Source organism: Solibacillus ferritrahens (assembly GCF_037027585.1).
Classification (GTDB): Bacteria; Bacillota; Bacilli; order Bacillales_A; family Planococcaceae; genus Solibacillus; species Solibacillus ferritrahens.
Map to the genome: position 1 here is coordinate 308647 of NZ_JAXCLE010000002.1, position 23010 is coordinate 331656.

Genomic DNA, 23010 nt, shown 5'->3' on the forward strand with positions numbered 1-23010 from the left:
ATCATGATTTTTAAGAGACAAAGACGCTAGGGAGGATACGATGAGCAAAGTTACGTCGATCATTGAAGAGCTAGTGACACCGATCGTGGAAGAGCTTGAATTAGAATTAGTTGATATCGAGTTCCTAAAAGAAGGACGCGACTGGTTCCTTCGTATTTACGTTGATACACCTGAGGGCGGCATTGATATTTTACAATGCGCACAAGTGAGTGAGCGTTTAAGCGAGAAACTGGATGAAAACGATCCAATCGAGCAAAACTATTATTTAGAAGTTTCTTCACCAGGAGCCGAACGTCCATTAAAAAAACAACAGGACTTTGAAAAAGCAATCGGCAAATACATTTTTGTGAAAACTTATGAGCCAATTAAGGATTTAAAAGAATTCTATGGTTATTTACGCGCATATACAGATGAATATTTAGAAATCGAATTCCGTATTAAAACACGTAAAGTTACAGTACAAATTGAAAAAGAAAAAATTGCGCAGGCACGTCTTGCCATCGATTTTTCAGATAAGCAAATTTAGGAGTGAAAACAAAATGAGTAGTGAATTACTAGATGCCCTAACTGCCCTTGAAGAGCAGAAAGGTATTTCAAGAGATGTATTGATTGAAGCGATTGAAGCGGCTTTAGTAACTGCGTATAAACGTAACTTCAACCAAGCACAAAACGTTCGTGTCGACCTTAACCTTGAAACAGGTTCAATGGTCGTTTATTCGCGTAAAGACGTAGTGGAAGAAGTAGAAGACGATCGCTTAGAAATCGCATTGGAAGATGCGAAGTTTATTAATGCAGCTTATGAAATTGGTGACATCGTAGAAGAAGAAGTAACACCACGTAACTTCGGGCGCATCGCAGCACAGACTGCAAAACAAGTTGTAACACAACGTGTACGTGAAGCAGAACGCGGTTTGATTTATGAAGAATATGTAGACCGTGAAGATGATATCGTTACTGGATTAATTGAGCGTCAAGATGCACGTAATATTTACGTATCCATCGGTAAAGTAGAAGCAGCATTACCAGTGAACGAACAAATTCAAGGTGAAGTGTATAAGCCAACTTCACGCATCCGTGTTTACATTACTAAAGTTGAGCGCACAACACGTGGTCCACAAGTAATCGTATCTCGTACTCATCCTGGATTACTGCGTCGTCTATTTGAAATGGAAGTTCCAGAAATTTATGATGGCACAGTTGAAATTAAATCAATTGCACGTGAAGCGGGAGACCGTTCAAAAATCTCTGTATATGCACATAATGAAGAAGTAGATCCTGTAGGCTCATGTGTTGGTGCAAAAGGTGCACGTGTGCAAACAATTGTAAACGAACTAAACGGCGAGAAAATCGATATCGTTGAATGGTCTGAGGATCCAGTCGTATTCGTTGCAAATGCATTAAGTCCTTCAAAAGTTTTAGACGTTCAAGTAAATGAAGAAGAAAAGTCAACAACGGTTGTTGTACCGGATTATCAACTATCTTTAGCAATCGGTAAACGCGGTCAAAATGCACGTTTAGCCGCAAAATTAACTGGTTGGAAAATCGACATTAAGAGTGAAACTGATGCACGTGAATTAGGAATCTATCCTTCTGAAACGAGCACATTCATACCACATGAAGATAATGAAGATGTACAATTTGATTTATATGGTGAAGATGAAGAATAATCATCTGTTGGAATGATTTTGCAAGGAGGGTGAGCAAAATGGTCGTTAATAGAAAAATTCCTTTACGTAAATGTGTCGCAACAGGTGAGATGCTTCCAAAAAAGTCAATGATTCGAGTCGTTCGTTCTAAAGAAGGCGAAGTAACAGTTGACATTACAGGAAAAAAATCCGGTCGTGGAGCATATGTTTCTAAAACGGAACAAGCGGTGGAAATCGCACGTAAAAAGAATATTTTAGATCGCCAGCTTGATGCAAAAGTGCCGGATGAAGTGTATGAGGAATTGCTGACACTAATCCGCAGGGAGTCGATTTTATGACAAACCCTGCATTGCTGCAGCTATTAGGCTTAGCGGCACGTGCTCGAAAAACAATCTCTGGAGAAGAGCTTGTCATAAGGGAAATTCGTAATGGCAAAGCTAAACTAGTATTTTTAGCATCGGATGCTTCAGCGAATACAAGTAAAAAAATTCAAGATAAATGTACGTTTTATAACGTTGAGTATTATGTTTTCGGAGATCGATATGATCTTGGACATGCTACCGGGAAGGAAGCCCGTGTAGCGATTGCTATTACAGATAGCGGATTTGCTAAAAAAATGTCTAGTCTACTCAACGAAAATTAATCGGGGGTGAGCAGATGAGCAAAGTAAGAGTTCATGAATATGCGAAAAAGGTAAATAAAACAAGTAAGGAAGTTATTGAGAAGCTTGCAAGTTTCAATCTGCCAGTGAAAAATCACATGGCGGTAATTGATGAACAGGCGGTATCAAAACTAAATTCTGTCTTTAAGCAAGCAGCAGAACCAACGAAAGATTCTCCTGCAAAACCATCTGTCAAAGCTGTAAATGCATCGCCAAAACCTGGTGAGCAAGGGCAGAGAAACGCACAACAGAATCTAAAGCAGGATCGTCCACAATCTGCTTCAACTAACCAACAACCGAACAAACCAAGAAACGCCCAAGGGCAAACAAGATCGCAACAACCGAATAAACCGGCAAACGCCCAAGGGCAAACAAGATCGCAACAACCGAATAAACCGGCAAATGCCCAAGGGCAAACAAGACCGCAACAACCGAACAAATCAACAAATGCCCAAGGGCAAACAATATCGCAACAAGGCGAAAAACAAAGAAATGAAAAAGGTAACCAAAATCGAAATATGACTCAAAATACTAATAACAACCGCAAAGGCGGAACGAACCAAAATAATAGTAATAATAAAGGCGGTAACACGCAGAATAAGGGTGGCTACCAACAACGTAGAAAGCCAGGAATTAATGGCGGTAAACGTCGTACGCATCGCCCAGCACCGCAGCCAATGGTACAAAAAGAATTACCGGAAAAAATCACGTTCTACGAAAGCTTGTCAGTTGCAGAACTTGCAAAAAAATTACACCGTGAGCCATCGGAAATTATTAAAAAATTATTCATGCTTGGTGTAATGGCAACAATTAACCAAGAGTTAGACAAAGATGCGATTGAGCTTATTTGTGCTGACTACGGTGTAGAAGTGGAAGAAGAAATTCGTATCGACAAAACAGATTTAGATACGTACTTCGATGATTCAATCGTAGAAGTGGATGAAAATGCTTTAGAAGAGCGTCCACCAGTTGTAACAATCATGGGTCACGTTGACCACGGTAAAACAACTTTACTTGACTCAATTCGTAACACAAAAGTAACTGCTGGCGAAGCAGGTGGTATCACTCAACATATCGGTGCTTACCAAGTTACTGAAAATGGCAAGAAAATTACGTTCTTAGATACACCAGGACACGCAGCATTCACTACAATGCGTGCGCGCGGAGCATCTATAACAGACATCGCGATTATCGTTGTAGCAGCTGATGACGGTGTAATGCCTCAAACAGTAGAAGCAATCAACCATGCGAAAGCAGCCGAAGTACCAATTATCGTAGCTGTAAACAAAATGGATAAACCTTCAGCAAACCCTGACCGCGTTCAGCAAGAATTAACAGAGCATGGCTTAGTTCCTGAAGCATGGGGTGGAGAGACAGTCTTTGTTCCAATTTCAGCACTAAAAGGTGAAGGAATCGATGAATTATTAGAAATGATTCTTTTAACTGCAGAAGTTGGGGAACTAAAAGCGAATCCGACTCGTGCTGCTATCGGTTCAGTAATCGAAGCACAATTAGACAAAGGTCGCGGTGCTGTTGCAACATTATTAGTTCAAGATGGTTCATTACGTGTTGGTGACCCAATCGTAGTTGGTCACGCATATGGTCGTGTACGTGCTATGGTAAACGATTTAGGTCGTCGTATTAAAACTGCTGGCCCATCAACTCCAGTAGAAATTACTGGTCTAAATGAAGTACCACAAGCGGGTGACCGTTTCGTTGTATTCCAAGACGAAAAAACAGCTCGTCAAGTTGGTGAGTCACGTTCAATGACTGCGATTCAAGCACAGCGTTCTGAAAAGCAACGTGTAACACTTGATAACTTATTTGAACAAATGAGCCAAGGCGAGATGAAAGAATTAAACTTAATCGTAAAAGCAGACGTACAAGGTACAGTGGAAGCAATGGCTTCTTCATTAATGAAAATTGATGTTGAAGGTGTTAACGTAAAAATCATCCACACAGGTGCGGGTGCTATTACAGAATCAGATATTTCACTTGCTGCTGCATCAAACGCTATTGTTATCGGATTCAACGTACGTCCTGATACGAACGCTAAGCGTGCTGCGGATGAAGAAGGTGTAGATATTCGTCAACACCGTATCATCTATAAAGTAATCGAAGAAATCGAACAAGCGATGAAAGGGATGCTTGATCCAGAATACGAAGAAAAAATCGTTGGTCAAGCGGAAGTTCGTCAAACAATCAAAGTCTCTAAAGTCGGTACAATTGCAGGTTCATACGTTATTGAAGGTAAAATGGTACGCGATGCGGGTGTACGTGTAATCCGTGAAAACGTTGTTGTTTTTGAAGGCGAATTAGATTCATTAAAACGCTTTAAAGATGACGCAAAAGAAGTAGCAAAAGGCTATGAGTGTGGTATCACAGTTAAAAACTACAATGACATTAAAGAAGGCGACATTATCGAAGCCTTCGTAATGGAAGAGATTGTTCGTAAGTAATGATTGTGTATGCAGAGATTGAATTCATCATTCAGACTGCCCACTCATTAAAAGAAAAGCGTGCTGTTCTACAACGAATGGTAATGCGGACGAAACAAAAGTTCAATGTTTCCGTTGCTGAAATTGACCATCAAGATGTATGGCAGCGTACAAGATTAGCACTTGTGTCAGTTGCTTCTTCCAAAGAAGCTGCTGAACGCGAGCTAATGCGTGCAGTACACTTTTTACAGTCAAATCCACAATGGGAACAGTTGGATTTTTATCGTGAATATTTGTAAAGTCCACATATAGTGGAAATTAAAACATCAATTACGCAAGTTAAATGAGGTGACATTTATGTCTCTACGTTCTAATCGAGTTGGCGAGCAAATGAAAAAGGAAATTACTGAAATCATTGCACGCAAAATCAAAGACCCACGCGTAGGTTTCGTTACAGTTACAGATGTAGCCGTAACAGGAGACTTACAGCAAGCAACTGTTTATATTACATCGTTAGGTAATGACCGAGAACGTTCGGAAACATTGCAAGCTTTAGAAAAAGCATCTGGTTTTATCCGTTCTGAAGTTGGTTCACGTATTCGCTTACGCCGTACGCCTGAACTAGCATTCGAATTCGATACAGCAATCGAATACGGTAATAAAATTGATGCATTACTACGTGGATTACACGAAGATAAATAAAACTAAGAAGTCTGCACTGCATAACTATGCAGGCAGACTTTTTTGTTTTAGAAGTTACTTTAAAATCAGAAGTTTTGTGAAGGAAATAAATTTTATGCTAAGGTAGAGTCACAATACAGCTGGAGCCACAACCTCAGGAAAGCGGGCACTTCACTTTGATTAAATTTAAGGAGAAATTCCGCTTATTTGGAAAATCGAGTGAAAAAAGGTCAAAATAGCGGTAGGAATTTCCTCTATTCACCTAAAAACCATTTAAAAATATGATTTTTCGATGAATAAGGGAAATATCTACCCTTATTTCTCTCAAAATAAGACCTTATCTACAAATAACAGTAAAACTTACCGTTATTTTAATTTCGACTAACCTGGGATTCGCACACATGGAGTACAAATAAAGGAGCAAGCATATGAACGGTATTTTGCCATTATGGAAAGAGCGCGGCATGACAAGTCATGACTGCGTGTTTAAATTACGAAAAATATTAAAGACAAAAAAGGTAGGACATACAGGGACACTGGATCCAGGTGTTGAAGGTGTTTTACCAATTTGCATAGGCCAGGCTACAAGAATTGCAGAATATTTAACTGATGCAGGCAAAACGTATGAAGCGGTCGTTTCAATCGGACGTACGACTACAACAGAAGATGCAGAAGGGGAAACTGTCGAACAAAACAGCGATGTTAAATCCTTCTCGCGTGCTGATATTTTACAGGCACTTACAACGTTAACGGGAGAAATCGAACAGACGCCTCCAATGTTCTCGGCTGTAAAAGTAAACGGGAAAAAGCTTTATGAATATGCGCGGGCAGGTCAGACGGTAGAGCGCCCAACACGTAAAATTAAAATATATGAGCTGGAATTATTAGATGATGCCGAAAAATTTGAGGGAGAAGAAGTGACATTCCAGGTCCGCATTAAATGTTCAAAAGGCACTTACATTCGAACATTAGCCGTTCAAATTGGGGAAGCATTAGGCTACCCGGCACATATGCATGAACTTGTTCGTACTGCTTCAGGTACATTTACAAAGGACAATTGTTTCACTTTAGCACAAATCGCTGAAATGATGGAATCCGGAGAACAGGGGAAATTTTTACTGCCTGTTGAATATGCCTTGTCGGATTATCCCTTTATTGAAATTACGGCTGATATTGAAAAACAAATTTTCAATGGACAAGTTCTCCCAATGCATGCATTATTAAAAGAACATGATAAAATTGTGTATGGTGTAGAGGGACGAGCATTTGCGGTTTATATCGCCCATCCGACTAAACAAGGGCAAATGAAGCCAGATAAAATGTTCCCCGAAATTAATTAGGAGGCACATAATGAACGTTATTCATTTAAAATACCCCCATCAATTAGCTCAAAAAGGAAAACAGCCCTATTCATTGGCAATCGGTTTTTTTGATGGGGTACATAAAGGGCATCAAGCGGTTATTGAGGCTGCAAAACAAAAAGCAGAAGAACTAAATATTAAAAGTGCTGTCATGACATTTGATCCACATCCATCAATCGTATTAGGTGGACGCAATGAAAAGGTGTTTTATATTACGCCACTTTCACAAAAGTTGGATACGCTGGAAAAACTAAATGTCGATACTGTATTTGTTGTGAATTTCACATCAGATTTTGCGAAGCTAACACCTGAACAATTTATCGAGTATTTTATTATTGATTTAAACGTTTTGCATGTTACTGCAGGCTTTGATTTCTCATTTGGAGCATTCGGAAAAGGGAATATGGAGCTTATGGCACAATTATCAAACGGTAAATACGGTGTGACAGTTATTGATAAGCTTTCAGATATTGAAGAAAAAATAAGTTCTACGCGTATTCGAAAAGCGTTACAAGACGGTGAGATGGAGCAAGTTCGTAACTTATTGGGGCGTGCATTTGAAGTTCCAGGTATTGTTGTCCATGGGGATAAGCGCGGACGTACGATGGGATTCCCTACAGCAAATGTGCAGGCAATGGAAGGATGTTACATACCAGCTACAGGTGTCTATGCAGTAAAAATTTTAGTGCAAAATGAGTGGTATAAAGGTGTATGCAATGTTGGCTATAAACCGACTTTCCACAATCCGGACGAAAAGCGACTATCCATCGAAGTGCATATTTTGGATTTTGATAAAAATATTTACGGTGAAGAGGTAATCGTAGGCTGGTATAAACGTATTCGCAGTGAACGGAAATTCAACGGAATAGAAGCTTTAATTGAGCAAATCGAAATGGATAAACAACAAGCAATCGCCTATTTTGAAGAACTGCGCTAAATAGTTGCACACATATAAAGAACTATGGTACTATTCATAAGTACGAAACTCTCGTATGAACCTTAGCTCGGCTTTCACGCAACTCCAGCGATTGCTGTGCTATTGGGGATATTTTATTTATTAGGAGGTCATTTTAAATGGCAATTACACAACAACGTAAAAACGAAATTATCGCTGAGTACCGCGTGCACGAAACAGATACTGGTTCTCCAGAAGTACAAGTAGCTGTATTAACTGCAGAAATCAACGCTTTAAACGCTCACTTAGCTACTCACAAGAAAGATTTCCACTCTCAACGTGGTCTTCTTAAAATGGTAGGTAAACGTCGTCATTTATTAAAATATTTACGTGAAAACGATGTAGCTCGTTACCGTGAATTAATTACTAAACTTGGATTACGTCGCTAATCTGACAATATAAAAAGCGGGATTTTTCCCGCTTTTTATTATGTTTTGAAATCAGTCAGCTTTCCATAACAATGGTGCGATGTTTAACTTCTTTGAGCAGGTGTATAAACGCCTGTTGAAAGAAGTTAAACCATTGCTGGAAAGTTTAAAATAATGATTAAATTTATATAAATTTAATCAAAAAATTTAGCATAGAAAACGCTTTTTTGATACACTTACTATGGTACATAAAATGATACGTAGAGTGTTTCAATAAGAAAGGGGTTCAATTAATGAACGAAAAAAAAGTCTTTTCGTATGAATGGGCAGGTCGTCCACTCGTAGTAGAAGTAGGTCAGTTAGCAAAACAAGCAAATGGTGCGGCAATGGTACGCTATGGCGAAACAGCAGTGTTAGCTACAGCAACAATGTCTAAACAACCAAAGCCATTAGATTTCTTCCCGTTAACAGTTAACTTTGAAGAACGTCTATACGCAGCAGGAAAAATCCCAGGCGGTTTCATTAAACGTGAAGGACGTCCATCAGAAGCGGCAGTATTAACTTCTCGCTTAATCGACCGTCCAATCCGTCCAATGTTCCCGGATGGTTTCCGTAATGAAGTACAATCAATTTTAATGGTTATGTCAAATGATTCAGATTGCCCAGCAGATGTAGCGGCAATGTTTGGTTCTTCATTATCATTAGCTATTTCGGATATTCCATTCGATGGACCAATCGCTGGTGTTCATGTAGGCTATATCGACGGTAAATTCGTTGTGAATCCTACAGTGGAACAAGCAGCAAAATCGACTGTTCACTTAACAGTAGCAGGTAATAAAGATGCGGTTAACATGGTAGAAGCAGGTGCTTTAGAAGTAACTGAAGACATCATGCTTGAAGCAATTATGTTTGGCCATGAAGAAATCAAAAAGTTAATTGCCTTCCAAGAGCAAATTATTGCTGAAGTAGGTAAAGAAAAATTAGAAGTAACATTATATGAACTAGATGCAGACTTAACAGTAGCGATTAAAGCTGAATGTGAAGCTGATATGAATACAGCGATCCAAACAGTGGACAAGCAATTACGTGAAGAAAATATTACAGCTGTAAAAACACGTATTATCGAAGGATATGAAGCTCAAGAAGCTGATGATGCGACGATGAAGCAAGTTAAGGCTATTTTAGATAAAATGGTAAAAGATGAAGTGCGTCGTTTAATTACAGAAGACAAAGTTCGTCCGGATGGTCGTAAGCAAGATGAAATCCGTCCACTTTCTTCTGAAGTTGATTTATTGCCACGTGCCCACGGTTCAGCTTTATTCACACGTGGACAAACGCAGGCATTATCAATTTGTACATTAGGTGCTTTAGGTGATGTACAAATTATTGACGGCATAGGTATTGAAGATTCAAAACGTTGGATGCACCATTACAACTTCCCACAATTCTCAGTTGGGGAAACAGGTCGATACGGTAGCCCAGGTCGTCGTGAAATCGGTCACGGTGCATTAGGTGAGCGTGCGATTTTAGCAGTAATGCCATCAGAAGAAGAATTCCCGTATGCAATTCGTTGTGTATCGGAAGTATTAGAATCAAACGGTTCTACTTCTCAAGCATCGATTTGTGCTTCTACAATGGCACTTATGGCTGCCGGCGTTCCAATTAAAGCACCAGTTGCAGGTATTGCAATGGGTCTTGTTAAAAAAGGCGAGCACTATACAGTATTATCAGATATCCAAGGTATGGAAGACCACCTTGGTGACATGGACTTTAAAGTGGCAGGTACAGCTAAAGGTGTAACAGCACTTCAAATGGACATTAAAATCGATGGTCTATCTCGTAATATTTTAGAAGAAGCATTAACTCAAGCGAAAATCGGTCGTTTGCACATTTTAGATCATATGATGTCAACGATTTCTGATTCTCGTACTTCATTATCACAATATGCACCAAAAATCGTTTCAATCAAAATTAACCCTGACAAAATCCGTGACGTAATCGGACCGGGTGGTAAAGTAATCAATAAAATTATTGATGAAACAGGCGTTAAAATTGATACAGAACAAGACGGCACAATCTACATCGCTTCAGCAGATGAAGCAATGATTAACCGTGCAAAAGAAATGATCGAATCAATCGTACGTGAAGCTAAAGTAGGCGAGTACTACTTATCAACAGTAAAACGTATTGAAAAATTTGGTGCATTCTGTGAAATCTTCCCAGGTAAAGACGGCTTACTACACATTTCGGAAATTCAGGAAGAACGTACGAAAGAAGTAGAAGACGTATTAAAACTAGGCGATGAATTACTTGTAAAGTGTATTGAAATTGACAAGCAAGGTCGCGTAAACTTATCACGCAAAGTAGTTATTAAAGAAGAAAAAGAGCGCGCAGAACAAGGGAAATAATTAATTTCAAGCGTTTTCAACAAGATGAAAAGGGAGGTTGTACACTATTGTACAGCCTCTTTTTTAAATAAGATGATTAATAAGAGTCGAATTAAAGGAGAAAATTTTATGGTACAAGTAATTACAGCAAAAAATGGTGTGCGCATTGTGACAGAGCAGATGCCTCATGTCAGATCTTTATCGGTCGGAATATGGGTCAATGCAGGCTCACGCTATGAAATGAAAGAAGAAAATGGGATTACCCATTTTATCGAGCATATGCTATTTAAGGGAACAAAAAACCGGACAGCCCGTCAAATTGCCGAAGAATTTGACCGTATTGGTGGGGAGATTAATGCCTTCACGTCAAAAGAGCATACGTGCTATTATGCAAAAGTGCTGGACCATCATGGGGAGCTGGCAGTTGATATTTTAGCCGATATGTTTTTTAATTCCTTATTTACGCAGGAAGACATCGAGCGGGAACGACAAGTTGTGCTAGAAGAAATTTATATGAGTGAAGACGATCCAGCTGATGATGTACATGAAAAATTATGGGGAGTAATGTTCCCTGAAGATGCGTTAGGGCGACCAATTTTAGGAACACCCGAAACGTTGGCAACATTTGACGAAAAGATGATTCGCGGATATATGGCGAAACATTACGGTCCTCAAAATGTTGTCATTTCGATTGCTGGTAATATTGAAAAAGATTTATTGGAAAAAGTAGAAGCTTTATTTGGAAACTATGAAGCAAGCTCGGAATCGATTGTTTCCAAGCCTTCTTATCCTACATTTATACCAGGTGAAATTGAAAAAGTAAGAGATACAGAACAAGCACATATCGCCATTTCATTTCCCGCGATTTCTGTAAAAGATCCTAAAATGTACAGCTTTATTGCACTGAACAATATTATTGGCGGTAATATGAGCTCTCGTCTATTCCAGGAAGTACGGGAAGAGCGCGGACTGGCGTATTCCGTATTCAGCTATCAGTCAAGTTTTGAGGATGTTGGAACATTTACAATTTATGCTTCAGCTTCCAAACAAAACTTGGATGCGTTAAAGCAGCAAATAGATCAAACTTTATTTGATCTCGTAACAGGCGGGATAACGGAAGTTGAACTTGATAATGCAAAGGAACAACTAAAAGGCGGCTTCGTATTAGGCCTTGAAGGAACCGAAGACTTTATGAACCGTAACGGGGTTAATGAGCTTATTCATCAAAACCATCGTACTGTTAATGAAGTATTGGAAAAAATTGATGCAATCTCAATGGAAACCATCGATGAGCTCATTACACAAATTTTATTAACCGAGCCCGCGATTGCCATTATCGGACCGGAAAACGAATAAAAGAAAGGACAGCGCAGCTAACATTTAGCAAGCGCTGTCCTTTTAAAATTCAGCTGTCTTAAATTTTGTTACGGCTGTTTTATAGTATTGATAGTAAACAATTAACCCAATAATCGGCAAGAAGATTGCCCCCATTAGTTTGATGTCCATGATACTAAATATAAGCATGATGAAGAAATGCACAATAGTAAAGATGAACAAATAACCGATAATGGACCAAATTGAAATACTTTTCGTACCCTGTGAAGGATTGCTTAAATAGTTTTTCAGCATCGAACCAATAGAAGCAATTCCTGCAGTAAAGAAGATGACGATAAATGATAATTCAAAGGCCTCTATTTGATTATCCGAATATATAATCGTTTGATAAATTCCAATAGGAAGCAGAATGATAAGTATCTGTAGTAAACTGAAAATAAATAAACTTTTCACAAAGTCTTTAGGCGCAATCGGCATTACCCGAAACTTTCTTATGAAGTGGTTTTCGAGTAAATAACTAATACTTAATACGGGCGTTAAGCTTATAAAATATATTGTCACAAAACCTAAATTAATTTCTCTAAGGATAACCCACTGAATTGCTATGAGCCCTATAATGAATAAAAATGCGGTAAAGAGTAGCTTTCGTGATAAATAAAAATGTATTTTTAACAGTGAAATCATGTGACGTCCCTCCTGTTTTCACGAAAATAAGTGATGCTTGCTGCGATGATAATAAGTACTAGTGAACTAAAGAATAATAGTATGCTGTGAAATGTTGAAAGCCTAATAATCAAGGATATTAATTGTGTAAAAGCTAACGGGATAAAAAACATGGAAAGGTTAACGTAATACCCATATTTGATACGGCGTAACAGCAGGAAAATACTAATTATTAAAAAGCTGATAACAATGCTTAACAAAATTTGTTTGGCAGAAGGAAGTACAAGCTGCTGCTCTAGTAAAGTTTGAATAACCGAAGTTACTACGATTGTATAAAGTATATAGTACAAGGCGTACCGACCGATAAAAGAAATATCCACAATGAAAAACGTCTTTTTTGAAATAGGAAATAAACTTGTCATGACGAGCTGGCTTTCGCGTAAATCCAAATAAGTTGCACACAGCACCGTTATGCTGATAGACAGAATAAAATAGGCAGCGAGTTCGCCACCTTCAAATAATAGAGGGAGCGCGAAAAATGATGCCACAAGCGGTGTAAATAAAACCCATGCAGACAACTCTTGTTCATAATAACGGAAAAGCATCTGTTTCATCGTTGTCGCCCCTTTACGAAAAACAGCATCAGATCATCAATCGTCGGTTTTTGCAGTTCAATAACAGGGTTCACAAATTCACGCATAACTAAGTACTCGACTCCAAATACATAATCCCGTTTACCGACAATCGAATGATTCGGAATTACTTTCGCTTCTTCAAGTGATCCTTTCCAAATCCCATAGCCGTACAGCAAATCGTCTTTGTTTTCACTAAACAGAATTTCGCCTTCATGAATAAACGTAATCGTATCCGCAATTTTCTCTAAATCAGTTGTATTATGAGAAGAAAACAGTATCGCATGGCCTTCCTGTTCCATAAAGTTTTGTAGCATACCCAGCACTTCATCGCGTACAATCGGATCAAGTCCGGCCGTTGGTTCATCCAACAGTAAAAGTTTCGGTCGATGTGCCAATGCCAATGATAGAGCTAGCTTCATTTTAGTTCCTTTGGACATCGTTTTGATTTTGTCGTATTTTTGTACATCTAGCTGTTCTAGTAAATCATTAAAATAAGGACGATCCCAGGTAGGGTACACATTGCCGTAAAGTACATCTAATTCTTTAGTAGTAAAGTTTTCAGGTACGTGCAGTTCATCAAACACTACCCCGATTTGAGCCTTTAACTCCACTTCGTGCGCAATATGGTCCTTTCCGAACAGGAGAATATCGCCCTCTATTTTTTTGAGTAAATTTAATATGACTTTTATTGTCGTAGATTTCCCCGCACCATTTTGCCCGATAAAACCTGCAATCGTTCCACTTTCAACAGTAAAGGATATATTATTTAACCGGAAATTCTTGAATTGTTTCGATACATTTTTTACTTCAATTGCATTCATCGTCATTCCTCCAATAGTAAATCGAGTAAGTCATGCAGCTCCTGTTTTTGCACATTTGCCGTTCTTGCAATGGATACTGCTTTAGTAAAATGAATTTCAATCTGACGAATCAGCTCTTCGCGCAAAAAATCCTGATTGCGCTCGGATACATAGCTTCCTTTGCCGGCAATGGTTTCAATAAATCCATCCCGTTCTAAATCCGCATACGCCCGCTTTGTCGTCATTACACTAATTTTCAGCTCTTTCGCCAATGCTCTTATAGAAGGAAGGGAATCCCCTGTTACAAGAACACCAGTCAATATAGCCTGTTTTAACTGGTCGGTAATTTGCTCATAAATCGGCTTGTCGCTATTATTACTTAATTTGATTATCACTGTTTTCACCACCTAATGTAAAACTGTATATGTACAGTATATACAGTTATTCGATGTGTGTCTACTGAAAAGTTAGAAAAATTTGGATGTACTGAAATAAGTGGAAATTTTACCCTTATTTTAAAAATTACTTATTTTTATAGGAAGATAAGGGAATAGATTTCCGTTATCCTTCGAAAAATTAATTTTTTTCATTGATATTTACTCAATAAGGGAAATTTCTACCGCTATTTCAGCTGTTTTTAATGAGATTTATCAAATAAGGGAAATTCTTACCTCTATTTTTACAAAGCAAATACCTAGTAAATCTGGAGTCACCGCCGTTTAAACTTAATATGAGAACCATTTCACTTCTAACTGACTTGATGCATATAGTAATGGTAGGCTCTTACAAGAGGAGGGATACAATGCTTTTATCAGAGCTCGCTGAGAAAGAATTGATCGAAATGGAGAACGGGGTTCGTTATGGCTTTTTAGCAGAGACCGAATGTATTTTCGATGCAAAAACAGGGAAAATTACAGGCTTTGAAATGCCGCCACAAATGGTGAAAATGCCATTTCAAAAGAAAAAGCCGGGTATGGTGAAGTATATTCCTTGGGAAGAAATTATTTTGATTGGCGAAGATCGGGTATTATTTCAAAAAACAACATCAACTTTAAAGCATGCAAATGATGAATGAACGCTGGCTTATAATTGGAACAGATGAACGAATGCGTTTTTTAGCAAAGCATTTATCTACGAATGAACGAACGGTTTATTACAAGAACACTGCTGTATGGGATGAAGCGTTAAACAAAGTAGCATTAGAGTTACACCCAACAGAAATTGTTCTGCCAATCCATCCTTTAACGATTCAAGTGGATGAACTATTAGGTATACGCCAAGCGCAGTTTTTTTCAGGAAAACTTAACGACCAATGGCAACAACTTCTACAGGGGAAACGCATTCATTATTATTTAACAGATGAAACATTTATCTGGAAAAATGCGGCGCTTACTGCAGAAAGCTTTTTAGCTCATTTATATCAGGCAAAAGTAAATGTGCAGTATAAAACATTCATCATCACAGGATTTGGACGCGTAGCAAAAATGCTTGCTTTGTTTTTAACACGTTTAAATGCAAAAGTCATTATCGCAGTAAGGTCCGAACATCAGAAGGCTGAAGCGCTTGCATATGGTTACAAAGGCGTAGAATTAAAGGGAGAAAACAGTGTGGATGCTGATTTCCTTATAAATACGATTCCAACTAATTGGCTAACAAAAGACTACGCATCATGGACTACTCGCCCTATTTACGACCTTGCTTCAAGTCCAGGGTGTCTAGATGATTTAAAATTATCTCAGTATGAGTTGCTGCCTGGATTACCTGGTATATACTTTCCGCAGGCTGCAGCCAAGTTATTAACAGAAACAATACTAGAATTGCGAAAGGAGGAAACAAGTGCTTGAAGGAAAACGCATTGGTTTAGGGATAACTGCATCACATTGTACCTATGAAGATGTTGTACCGAAAATTTCACAATTTCGGGAAGCCGGTGCAACGGTAGTACCGATCATTACTCCTTCTGTATTACATGCTGCAACACGATTCGGAACAGGTGAAGAGTGGATTGCAAAAATAGAAGAGCAGGCGGGGGAAAAGGTGGTCAGTTCAATAGCGGAGGCAGAGCCGTTTGGACCCAAAAATCCATTGGATTGTATGGTGATTGCACCAATGACAGGCAATTCAATCAGTAAATTTGCCAATGCTGCTACAGACAGTGCAGTATTGATGGCTGCAAAGGCGACATTGCGTAATGGCTCACCTGTTGTACTTGGTATATCAACGAATGATGCACTTGGTTTAAATGGGATGAATTTAATGAAACTTATGAATGCCAAAAACATATTTTTCATTCCATTCGGTCAGGATGATCCAATTAATAAACCTACATCGCTAATAGCAGATTTCACAAAAATGCTCGATACTGTAGCATATACGCTCGCTCATAAAAAACAGATTCAACCTATATTTATACAATATTTTAAATAATCAAAAAATCTAACACAATTCAAATAATATATGATACAATATCCAACATTATATACATACCGATATTTTTAGGAGAGATGAGACATGTTGAAAAAGTTAAATGTTGCGGTAGTAGGAGCAACTGGGGCAGTTGGTACAAAAATGATGGAGAAATTAGTGGAACGTAAATTTCCGATTGCATCTATTAAATTTTTAGCCTCTGCTCGTTCGGCAGGTAATAAAATAGAATTCAACGGTGAAACATATACAATAGAAGAAGCAAAACCGGAAAGCTTTGAAGGTATTGATATTGCTTTATTTTCTGCAGGTGGCGCTGTTTCGGAGGCTTTGGCACCCGAAGCAGCAAAACGCGGCGCAATTGTAATTGATAATACGAGCCACTTCCGTATGGATCCGGAAGTACCGCTTGTAGTACCTGAAGTAAATCGCCATGCATTAAAGACAATTCCTAAAGGGATTATAGCAAACCCAAACTGTTCGACAATTCAAATGGTCGCAGCATTACAGCCAATCCGTGAAAAGTTCGGCTTAACAAAAATTGTCGTATCGACATATCAGGCTGTATCAGGTTCAGGTATAGCAGCGATTGAAGAATTGCGCGATCAAAGTACACAATGGGATGCAGGAAAAAACGTAGAAGCAAATGTTCTTCCTGTGAAATCCGATAAAAAGCATTATCCAATCGCTCGTAATGTCATTCCGCAAATTGATAAGTTTACGGATAATGGCTTTACATATGAAGAAATGAAAATGATTAACGAAACAAAAAAAATTATGGAAGCACCTGAATTAAAAGTTGCTGCTACTTGTGTCCGTGTTCCTGTCGTATCTGGCCACTCGGAATCAGTGTATATTGAGCTTGAGGAAGAAGCGACAGTACAGCAGATTTTCGACGTATTAAAAGATGCTCCAGGAATCGTTTTACAGGATGATACAGCACAGCAAGTTTATCCTATGCCAATATTTGCAGAAAACGAAGAACCGACATTCGTTGGACGTATTCGCCAAGATTTGGACAATAAAAAAGGATTCCACTTATGGATTGTGTCAGATAACTTACTAAAAGGTGCTGCACTTAATTCAATTCAAATTGCAGAAGCTATGCTAGAGGATAACTTACTATAAGGGGAGGATTTAGTAATGGATTTTGGACGAATTGGTACAGCGATGATTACACCGTTTAAAAAGGACGGCACGATTAATTATCCTGAATTAGAGCGAATTATTAACCATTTGATTGACAATGGCACAGATTCAATTATCGCTTGTGGAACAACTTCAGAAAACCCAACGATGTCAACAGAGGAAAAAATTGAGGTCGTTCGTTTTACTGTGGAAAAAGTGGCAGGTCGTGTGCCTGTTATTGCAGGTACAGGAGATAATGAAACTGCCTATTCAATTATGATGACACATAAAGCTGAAGAAAATGGCGCAAATGGCATTATGCTCGTTACACCATATTATAACAAGCCAAACCAGCGCGGTATGTATGCTCACTTTGAAACTATTGCCAAGGAAACAACACTACCTATAATGCTATATAATGTACCTGGTCGAACGGGTGCAAATATTTTAGCGGAAACAACTATTGCATTAAGCAAGGATGTACCGAATATTACATGCATTAAAGAAGCGAGCGGCAATTTAGATCAAATGGGTGATATTATTGAAAATGTCGATTCGGATTTCTTCGTATACTCAGGAGATGACGGGTTGACGTTACCATTACTTGCAATCGGCGGTCGTGGCATCATATCAGTTGCTTCACATGTAGTCGGAAAAGATATGCAGCAAATGATTCGTGCTTTTGAAGAAGGTCGTCATCAGGAAGCTGCCCAGATTCACCGTGCCTTACTACCACTAGTCCGTGCATTATTTGCACAGCCTAATCCATCACCAATTAAGTATGCAATGACAAAATTAGGCTTTGATACATTAGATGTTCGAATGCCAATGATGGAAATGCTACCTGAAGAAAAAGCTGCATTTGATGAAATTTGGAATACGTATCAGGCAAAAGCAGAACAGTTCCGCGCTCTACAAACAAACTAATAAGTAAACAACCACTACTTTCAAAAGGAGGTAGTGGTTGTTTTTTTATAAGTAATATAAATCGATTAGAACGCACAATATGTTATATTGAGAATAACAAACTCTTTAGGCACTGTAATAGTTTTAGTTTTACATATTTTTCATAAAAAAGATAAAATCACTTTTTTATTTGTACTAACGACATTCTCACCGTATAATGAAGTTTAAGTGGTTGCTGTTCGGAACAATTTAGGAGGAAATAAAGTGACAAAAACAAAAAATGAACTAATCCGTGTCATTCCATTAGGTGGAGTTGGCGAAATCGGAAAATCAATGTATGTAATAGAAATCGATGAAGAGCTATTCGTAGTAGACAGTGGGCTCATGTTCCCAGAGGACGAAATGCTGGGCATAGATATTGTAATTCCAGATATTACTTATTTAGAGGAAAACAAAGATCGCGTAAAAGGCATTTTCCTTACGCACGGACATGAAGATGCAATTGGATCGATTGCGTATGTATTGAAAAAGGTAAAGGCACCTGTGTACGGGTCTAAATTAACAATTGCACTGGCAAAAGAGCATTTAAAAGAATTGCCGGCACCATATCAGGTGAAATTCTTTGAAGTAACGAGCAATAGCCGTATGAACTTTAATTCAACGTATGTGACATTCTTCCATACGACACATAGTATTCCTGATTCTTTAGGTATTGTGTTCCATACTTCCGAAGGGGCAATCGTTCATACTGGTGAATTTAAATTTGACCAATCGGCAACAGGCAAGTTTAAGCCGGATTTAGCGAAAATGGCGATGCTTGGAGAAGAAGGCGTCTTTATGCTTTTATCGGAGTCTATTGAAGCAGAACGCCCAGGCTATACAACAAGTGAAGCGGTTGTTGCAGAAGAATTGCAAAAAACGTTCCACTCGGCACCAGGCAGAATTATAGTAGCACTATATGCTTCCAATTTCATTCGTATTCAGCAGGTATTTAAACAAGCTGCTTCATCGCACCGAAAAGTTGCAGTAGTAGGGAAATCTTTGGAGAAAATTGTCGATATCGGGGTTAACTTAGGATATTTGGAAGTGGACGATGAAATCATTGTGCCAGTAAATGAAATCCATAAATATCAGGACGATGAAATCATTGTGATGGCAACAGGCAATAAAGGCGAGCCACTTGATGCACTTGATAAAATTGTCCGTAAACATCACCGAGATATTAAAATAAAAAATACAGATACAGTATTAATTACATTCACACCTTCACCAAGCATGGAAGTGCAGATGTACAATACAATGAACCAGCTTGCAAAAGCGGGCGCAAACGTCATGACTTCAAATAAGAAAGTACATGTATCGGGTCACGGTAGTGCAGAAGATTTAAAATTAATGCTTAACTTTATGAAGCCTAAATACTTTGTGCCAATTCAAGGAGAGTACCGTATGCTAATTGCGCACTCTAAGTTGGCGCAACAAGTAGGTTTACAAAAGTCACAAATTTTCATCGCGGATAAAGGCGATATTATCGAATACAAAAACGGTAAAATGCGCATGACAGGCCGTGTACAAGCCGGAAATGTTCTGATTGACGGAATTGGAGTAGGCGATGTAGGAAATATCGTACTACGTGATCGTAAGTTACTTTCTCAAGATGGAATTTTTATTGTCGTTGTGACACTGAACCGTGCACAGAAGAAAATTGCATCAGGTCCGGAAATTTTATCACGTGGATTTGTTTATGTGCGTGAGTCAGAGCAGTTAATGGAAGAAGCGGCTGACATGGCACGTGAAGTAATTGAAAAATACGTTGGCAAAGAAACGTTTGAATGGACGAATATTAAACAGGAAATACGAGATACATTAAATCAATACTTATTCCAAAAAACAAAGCGTCGTCCGATGATCATTCCAATTATTATGGAATATTAATCAATTCAATTACACAATGGCGTAATTGCGTCAGTTTGTTTGAAGGCAGTGCAAGCTGCTGAATGAAGATAAAAAGGGTTTTCTTACTATTTGCGTGAGAAAACCCTTTTTCTAACTTAATTTCAGTACGATCCTAGCAAAAGACGAAGGATATGATGAAATTACTATAGGGAAAATGGAAGCCAAATGTATAAGTTCGGCGTTTATCATTAGGAACAACTTGAAGTAGGTGAACATCAATTGGAAAGAAAGAGAAATATTAAATCAAAACCAAAAGCAAAGCCATCCTTAAAAGCAAAGAGTAAAGAGGAAATGCATCCACTTGCATATGAAATTATCGGAGTGCTGCTGATCGCCATAGCTATTATCGAGTTTTTAGAATTTGGTCTGGTTGGTAGATGGCTCCATTCATTGGCGATGTTTTTCTTTGGGAATTTGCATTTCATTATTCCGTTACTATGCTTTTTAGTCGCAGGAATGTTAATGGTAAAACGACGTGGAGTCGCTTTTAATACCCGTGTTGTTTATGGAGTGCTTTTTGTCGGGGCAAGCTTAACGATATTTAGTCATGGCTTGTTATTTGAACAATTACTTGCCACAAATACGTTGCTGTCAAATTCGGTATTAAAGGAAACTTGGAGAATACTAATCAGTATGGAGGGCATTACGAATCGTAGTAACTCTCTTGGCGGTGGCATGATTGGCGGGATTTTATTTAGTATGTTCCATGTGCTGTTTGATGCATCGGGTACAAAAATTGCCGCATTCGTATTAATGGCAATTGGTTTTATTTTGATTACCGGTAAAGCACTCGTTCCGTTACTAATGGAAAAAGCACCAGATATTAAGAGCACATTGAAAAGAACGAAACGAAGCAAATTAAGTAAGGCAAATGCCGAAAGCAAAAAAAAAGTTCGACGTTCTAATGTAGAGCCACCCATGGAAGAAGAAGATGCCGCGGATTTGGAACAACTAATTATTACAGCCGCACCAGTCCGACAGGAGCCGATTATTTCAAATTTTGTGGAGCAAGTAAAACAAGAGAAACAAAAAGACATCGATGTGGAAGAAGTACCATTGAGTGAGCCGATTATTAGTATGGAGTCCAATACAGATCAAACGTATATGCTGCCATCCCTTCAATTATTAAATGCACCGCCTGAACACGATCAAAGTGGGGAATATTCGGTCATTCAAATGAACGCTAAAAAGCTGGAACAAACTTTTTTAAGCTTCGGTGTAAAAGCAAAAGTTACGCAAGTCCATTTAGGACCGGCAGTAACAAAATATGAGGTTTTGCCAGATACAGGCGTGAAAGTAAGTAAAATAGTTGGTCTGCAGGATGATTTAGCACTCGCGCTAGCTGCAAAGGATATTCGGATTGAAGCGCCGATACCCGGAAAGTCTGCCATTGGGATAGAAGTTCCAAACAGTGAAGTTGCTATGGTCACGTTACGTGAAGTAATTGAAGCAAACGAACAAGTAAAAGTAGGCTCAAAGTTGTTCGTTAGTTTAGGCCGGGATGTCACAGGTCAATCCATTTCCGCTGAATTGAATAAAATGCCACATTTACTCGTTGCTGGTTCTACAGGTAGTGGTAAAAGTGTATGTATTAATGGCATTATTATATCGGTGTTAATGCGTGCTAAGCCAAGCGAAGTGAAAATGATGATGATTGATCCAAAAATGGTAGAGCTCAGTGTGTACAATGGGATTCCACATTTATTGGCCCCTGTTGTAACTGATGCAAGAAAAGCTGCCCAAGCATTGCAAAAAGTAGTTTCGGAAATGGAACGCCGCTATGATTTATTTTCGCACTCGGGTACAAGAAATATCGAAGGCTATAATGATTTCATTGAGATGAACAATGAAGGGTTGTCTGAAAAACAGCCAAAACTACCGTATATTGTCGTTATTGTGGATGAGCTGGCAGACTTAATGATGGTCGCTTCTAGTGAAGTGGAGGACGCAATTACAAGGCTTGCACAAATGGCCCGAGCTGCAGGAATCCATCTTATCATTGCTACGCAACGACCATCTGTAGATGTTATTACTGGAATAATAAAAGCCAATATCCCATCACGAATTGCATTTGCCGTTTCTTCCGCAGTAGATTCACGGACGATTTTGGATATGGGTGGTGCTGAACGTTTGCTTGGACGAGGGGATATGCTGTACTTACCAGCAGGTGCATCCAAGCCAGTACGTGTTCAAGGGGCTTTTGTAAGTGATCAGGAAGTGGAAAAAGTGATAGGAAGTGTCATCCAGCAGCAAAAAGCACAGTACGAGGAAGCAATGATTCCTACAGATGAACCGATAATAGATGCAATGGATGAAACCGATGAATTATATGATGATGCAGTTCAACTTGTAATGGAAATGCAAACCGCATCTGTCTCTTTATTGCAGCGCCGATTTAGAATCGGATACTCACGGGCTGCGCGAATTGTCGATCAAATGGAACAGCGCGGCATCGTAGGACCACCAGAAGGAAGCAAACCACGTCAAGTTTTAAAGTATTAGAAAGCCCGTTATAACGGACTATTTCAATATTTCTGAATATATCATTTTCTATAAGTTTTCAAATAAATTCGCTAAATTTTCACAATAACATAACACATTTAAAGAAATATGTTTTCTTTTTACGGTGAAAGTGTTATATTATTCACGAATTAGTAGGAATGTTGTAC

Annotated in this window: 23 protein-coding genes; 19 read left to right on the forward strand and 4 right to left on the reverse strand. The window is 38.7% G+C overall.

Annotated elements, in window-relative coordinates:
- Positions 1 to 40: 40 nt before the first annotated feature.
- The 12 genes from rimP (at position 41) to SNE38_RS03670 (ending at position 11853) form a co-directional block, all read left to right on the forward strand.
- Positions 41 to 526, forward strand: coding sequence for a ribosome maturation factor RimP (gene rimP, locus SNE38_RS03615; protein WP_191702414.1), 486 nt, complete (start codon positions 41 to 43; stop codon positions 524 to 526).
- Positions 527 to 539: 13 nt separating this feature from the next.
- Positions 540 to 1667, forward strand: coding sequence for a transcription termination factor NusA (gene nusA / locus SNE38_RS03620; RefSeq protein WP_336045866.1), 1128 nt, complete (start codon positions 540 to 542; stop codon positions 1665 to 1667).
- 38 nt (positions 1668 to 1705) lie between these two features.
- The gene (gene rnpM, locus SNE38_RS03625; RefSeq protein ID WP_191702416.1) at positions 1706 to 1984 is read left to right on the forward strand and encodes an RNase P modulator RnpM; all 279 of its coding nucleotides are present in this window, start codon (positions 1706 to 1708) and stop codon (positions 1982 to 1984) included.
- Positions 1981 to 2289, forward strand: coding sequence for a YlxQ family RNA-binding protein (locus SNE38_RS03630; protein WP_191698370.1), 309 nt, complete (start codon positions 1981 to 1983; stop codon positions 2287 to 2289). The genes rnpM and SNE38_RS03630 overlap by 4 nt, the downstream gene beginning before the upstream one ends.
- 14 nt (positions 2290 to 2303) lie before the next feature.
- Positions 2304 to 4766 carry a translation initiation factor IF-2 gene (infB, locus tag SNE38_RS03635; protein ID WP_336045867.1) on the forward strand — a complete coding sequence of 821 codons (2463 nt, stop codon included), beginning with the start codon at positions 2304 to 2306 and terminating at the stop codon, positions 4764 to 4766.
- Positions 4766 to 5044: a DUF503 domain-containing protein gene (locus SNE38_RS03640; protein ID WP_191698368.1), complete on the forward strand. Its 279-nt coding sequence runs from the start codon at positions 4766 to 4768 to the stop codon at positions 5042 to 5044. The genes infB and SNE38_RS03640 overlap by 1 nt, the downstream gene beginning before the upstream one ends.
- 58 nt (positions 5045 to 5102) lie before the next feature.
- Entirely contained in the window at positions 5103 to 5447 is a 345-nt protein-coding gene (rbfA, locus tag SNE38_RS03645) for a 30S ribosome-binding factor RbfA (protein WP_191702418.1), read from the forward strand.
- A gap of 407 nt (positions 5448 to 5854) precedes the next feature.
- Positions 5855 to 6766 (forward strand): tRNA pseudouridine(55) synthase TruB, encoded by a 912-nt coding sequence (gene truB, locus SNE38_RS03650; protein ID WP_191702419.1) that lies wholly within the window; start codon positions 5855 to 5857, stop codon positions 6764 to 6766.
- Between the two features lie 10 nt (positions 6767 to 6776).
- A complete protein-coding gene (gene ribF, locus SNE38_RS03655; RefSeq protein ID WP_191702420.1) occupies positions 6777 to 7724 on the forward strand; it encodes a riboflavin biosynthesis protein RibF in 948 nt (315 codons plus the stop codon).
- Between the two features lie 137 nt (positions 7725 to 7861).
- Positions 7862 to 8131: a 30S ribosomal protein S15 gene (gene rpsO, locus SNE38_RS03660; protein ID WP_191698364.1), complete on the forward strand. Its 270-nt coding sequence runs from the start codon at positions 7862 to 7864 to the stop codon at positions 8129 to 8131.
- A gap of 272 nt (positions 8132 to 8403) precedes the next feature.
- A complete protein-coding gene (pnp, locus tag SNE38_RS03665; protein ID WP_191702421.1) occupies positions 8404 to 10518 on the forward strand; it encodes a polyribonucleotide nucleotidyltransferase in 2115 nt (704 codons plus the stop codon).
- A 108-nt stretch (positions 10519 to 10626) separates the two neighbouring features.
- On the forward strand, positions 10627 to 11853 hold the full coding sequence (locus SNE38_RS03670; protein WP_336045868.1) for a M16 family metallopeptidase: 1227 nt from the start codon (positions 10627 to 10629) through the stop codon (positions 11851 to 11853).
- A 42-nt stretch (positions 11854 to 11895) separates the two neighbouring features.
- Here SNE38_RS03670 and SNE38_RS03675 read toward each other — a convergent pair whose 3' ends face one another.
- From SNE38_RS03675 to SNE38_RS03690, 4 genes are read right to left on the reverse strand one after another with little or no spacing between them, the layout of a single operon-like run.
- Complete coding sequence (locus tag SNE38_RS03675; protein ID WP_191702423.1) at positions 11896 to 12516, reverse strand: hypothetical protein; 621 nt, start codon at positions 12514 to 12516, stop codon at positions 11896 to 11898.
- Positions 12513 to 13109, reverse strand: coding sequence for an ATPase (locus SNE38_RS03680; RefSeq protein ID WP_336045869.1), 597 nt, complete (start codon positions 13107 to 13109; stop codon positions 12513 to 12515). The genes SNE38_RS03675 and SNE38_RS03680 overlap by 4 nt, the downstream gene beginning before the upstream one ends.
- Positions 13106 to 13951: an ABC transporter ATP-binding protein gene (locus tag SNE38_RS03685; RefSeq protein WP_336045870.1), complete on the reverse strand. Its 846-nt coding sequence runs from the start codon at positions 13949 to 13951 to the stop codon at positions 13106 to 13108. Before SNE38_RS03685 ends, SNE38_RS03680 begins: the two co-directional genes overlap by 4 nt.
- A 2-nt stretch (positions 13952 to 13953) precedes the next feature.
- Complete coding sequence (locus SNE38_RS03690) at positions 13954 to 14325, reverse strand: GntR family transcriptional regulator (RefSeq protein ID WP_191702426.1); 372 nt, start codon at positions 14323 to 14325, stop codon at positions 13954 to 13956.
- Positions 14326 to 14732: 407 nt separating this feature from the next.
- Here SNE38_RS03690 and SNE38_RS03695 point away from each other — a divergent pair, with 407 nt between their 5' ends.
- The 7 genes from SNE38_RS03695 to SNE38_RS03725 all read left to right on the forward strand — a co-directional run bounded on the left by SNE38_RS03695 (position 14733) and on the right by SNE38_RS03725 (position 22843).
- Positions 14733 to 15005 carry a YlmC/YmxH family sporulation protein gene (locus SNE38_RS03695; protein ID WP_191702427.1) on the forward strand — a complete coding sequence of 91 codons (273 nt, stop codon included), beginning with the start codon at positions 14733 to 14735 and terminating at the stop codon, positions 15003 to 15005.
- Entirely contained in the window at positions 14998 to 15774 is a 777-nt protein-coding gene (locus tag SNE38_RS03700; protein ID WP_336045871.1) for a dipicolinate synthase subunit A, read from the forward strand. Before SNE38_RS03695 ends, SNE38_RS03700 begins: the two co-directional genes overlap by 8 nt.
- Positions 15767 to 16357: a dipicolinate synthase subunit B gene (locus SNE38_RS03705; protein WP_191698355.1), complete on the forward strand. Its 591-nt coding sequence runs from the start codon at positions 15767 to 15769 to the stop codon at positions 16355 to 16357. The genes SNE38_RS03700 and SNE38_RS03705 overlap by 8 nt, the downstream gene beginning before the upstream one ends.
- Before the next feature lie 84 nt (positions 16358 to 16441).
- Positions 16442 to 17482, forward strand: coding sequence for an aspartate-semialdehyde dehydrogenase (locus SNE38_RS03710; RefSeq protein WP_191702429.1), 1041 nt, complete (start codon positions 16442 to 16444; stop codon positions 17480 to 17482).
- Between the two features lie 15 nt (positions 17483 to 17497).
- Positions 17498 to 18409, forward strand: a complete 912-nt coding sequence (gene dapA / locus SNE38_RS03715) for a 4-hydroxy-tetrahydrodipicolinate synthase (protein WP_191702430.1) — start codon at positions 17498 to 17500, stop codon at positions 18407 to 18409.
- Between the two features lie 243 nt (positions 18410 to 18652).
- Positions 18653 to 20320, forward strand: coding sequence for a ribonuclease J (locus tag SNE38_RS03720; RefSeq protein ID WP_191702431.1), 1668 nt, complete (start codon positions 18653 to 18655; stop codon positions 20318 to 20320).
- A 312-nt stretch (positions 20321 to 20632) separates the two neighbouring features.
- Positions 20633 to 22843, forward strand: coding sequence for an FtsK/SpoIIIE family DNA translocase (locus tag SNE38_RS03725; protein WP_408022374.1), 2211 nt, complete (start codon positions 20633 to 20635; stop codon positions 22841 to 22843).
- Positions 22844 to 23010: the final 167 nt, after the last annotated feature.

Coding starts and splice junctions, on each gene's coding strand:
- nusA (WP_336045866.1), top strand. CDS start 540: ATGAGTAGTGAATTACTAGATGCCCTAACTGCCCTTGAAGAGCAGAAA.
- SNE38_RS03685 (WP_336045870.1), bottom strand. CDS start 13,951: ATGAATGCAATTGAAGTAAAAAATGTATCGAAACAATTCAAGAATTTC.
- SNE38_RS03725 (WP_408022374.1), top strand. CDS start 20,633: ATGCATCCACTTGCATATGAAATTATCGGAGTGCTGCTGATCGCCATA.
- SNE38_RS03640 (WP_191698368.1), top strand. CDS start 4,766: ATGATTGTGTATGCAGAGATTGAATTCATCATTCAGACTGCCCACTCA.
- SNE38_RS03695 (WP_191702427.1), top strand. CDS start 14,733: ATGCTTTTATCAGAGCTCGCTGAGAAAGAATTGATCGAAATGGAGAAC.
- rbfA (WP_191702418.1), top strand. CDS start 5,103: ATGTCTCTACGTTCTAATCGAGTTGGCGAGCAAATGAAAAAGGAAATT.
- rnpM (WP_191702416.1), top strand. CDS start 1,706: ATGGTCGTTAATAGAAAAATTCCTTTACGTAAATGTGTCGCAACAGGT.
- SNE38_RS03700 (WP_336045871.1), top strand. CDS start 14,998: ATGAATGAACGCTGGCTTATAATTGGAACAGATGAACGAATGCGTTTT.
- infB (WP_336045867.1), top strand. CDS start 2,304: ATGAGCAAAGTAAGAGTTCATGAATATGCGAAAAAGGTAAATAAAACA.
- rpsO (WP_191698364.1), top strand. CDS start 7,862: ATGGCAATTACACAACAACGTAAAAACGAAATTATCGCTGAGTACCGC.
- SNE38_RS03680 (WP_336045869.1), bottom strand. CDS start 13,109: ATGAAACAGATGCTTTTCCGTTATTATGAACAAGAGTTGTCTGCATGG.
- SNE38_RS03710 (WP_191702429.1), top strand. CDS start 16,442: ATGTTGAAAAAGTTAAATGTTGCGGTAGTAGGAGCAACTGGGGCAGTT.
- truB (WP_191702419.1), top strand. CDS start 5,855: ATGAACGGTATTTTGCCATTATGGAAAGAGCGCGGCATGACAAGTCAT.
- ribF (WP_191702420.1), top strand. CDS start 6,777: ATGAACGTTATTCATTTAAAATACCCCCATCAATTAGCTCAAAAAGGA.
- SNE38_RS03630 (WP_191698370.1), top strand. CDS start 1,981: ATGACAAACCCTGCATTGCTGCAGCTATTAGGCTTAGCGGCACGTGCT.
- SNE38_RS03675 (WP_191702423.1), bottom strand. CDS start 12,516: ATGATTTCACTGTTAAAAATACATTTTTATTTATCACGAAAGCTACTC.
- SNE38_RS03670 (WP_336045868.1), top strand. CDS start 10,627: ATGGTACAAGTAATTACAGCAAAAAATGGTGTGCGCATTGTGACAGAG.
- pnp (WP_191702421.1), top strand. CDS start 8,404: ATGAACGAAAAAAAAGTCTTTTCGTATGAATGGGCAGGTCGTCCACTC.
- dapA (WP_191702430.1), top strand. CDS start 17,498: ATGGATTTTGGACGAATTGGTACAGCGATGATTACACCGTTTAAAAAG.
- rimP (WP_191702414.1), top strand. CDS start 41: ATGAGCAAAGTTACGTCGATCATTGAAGAGCTAGTGACACCGATCGTG.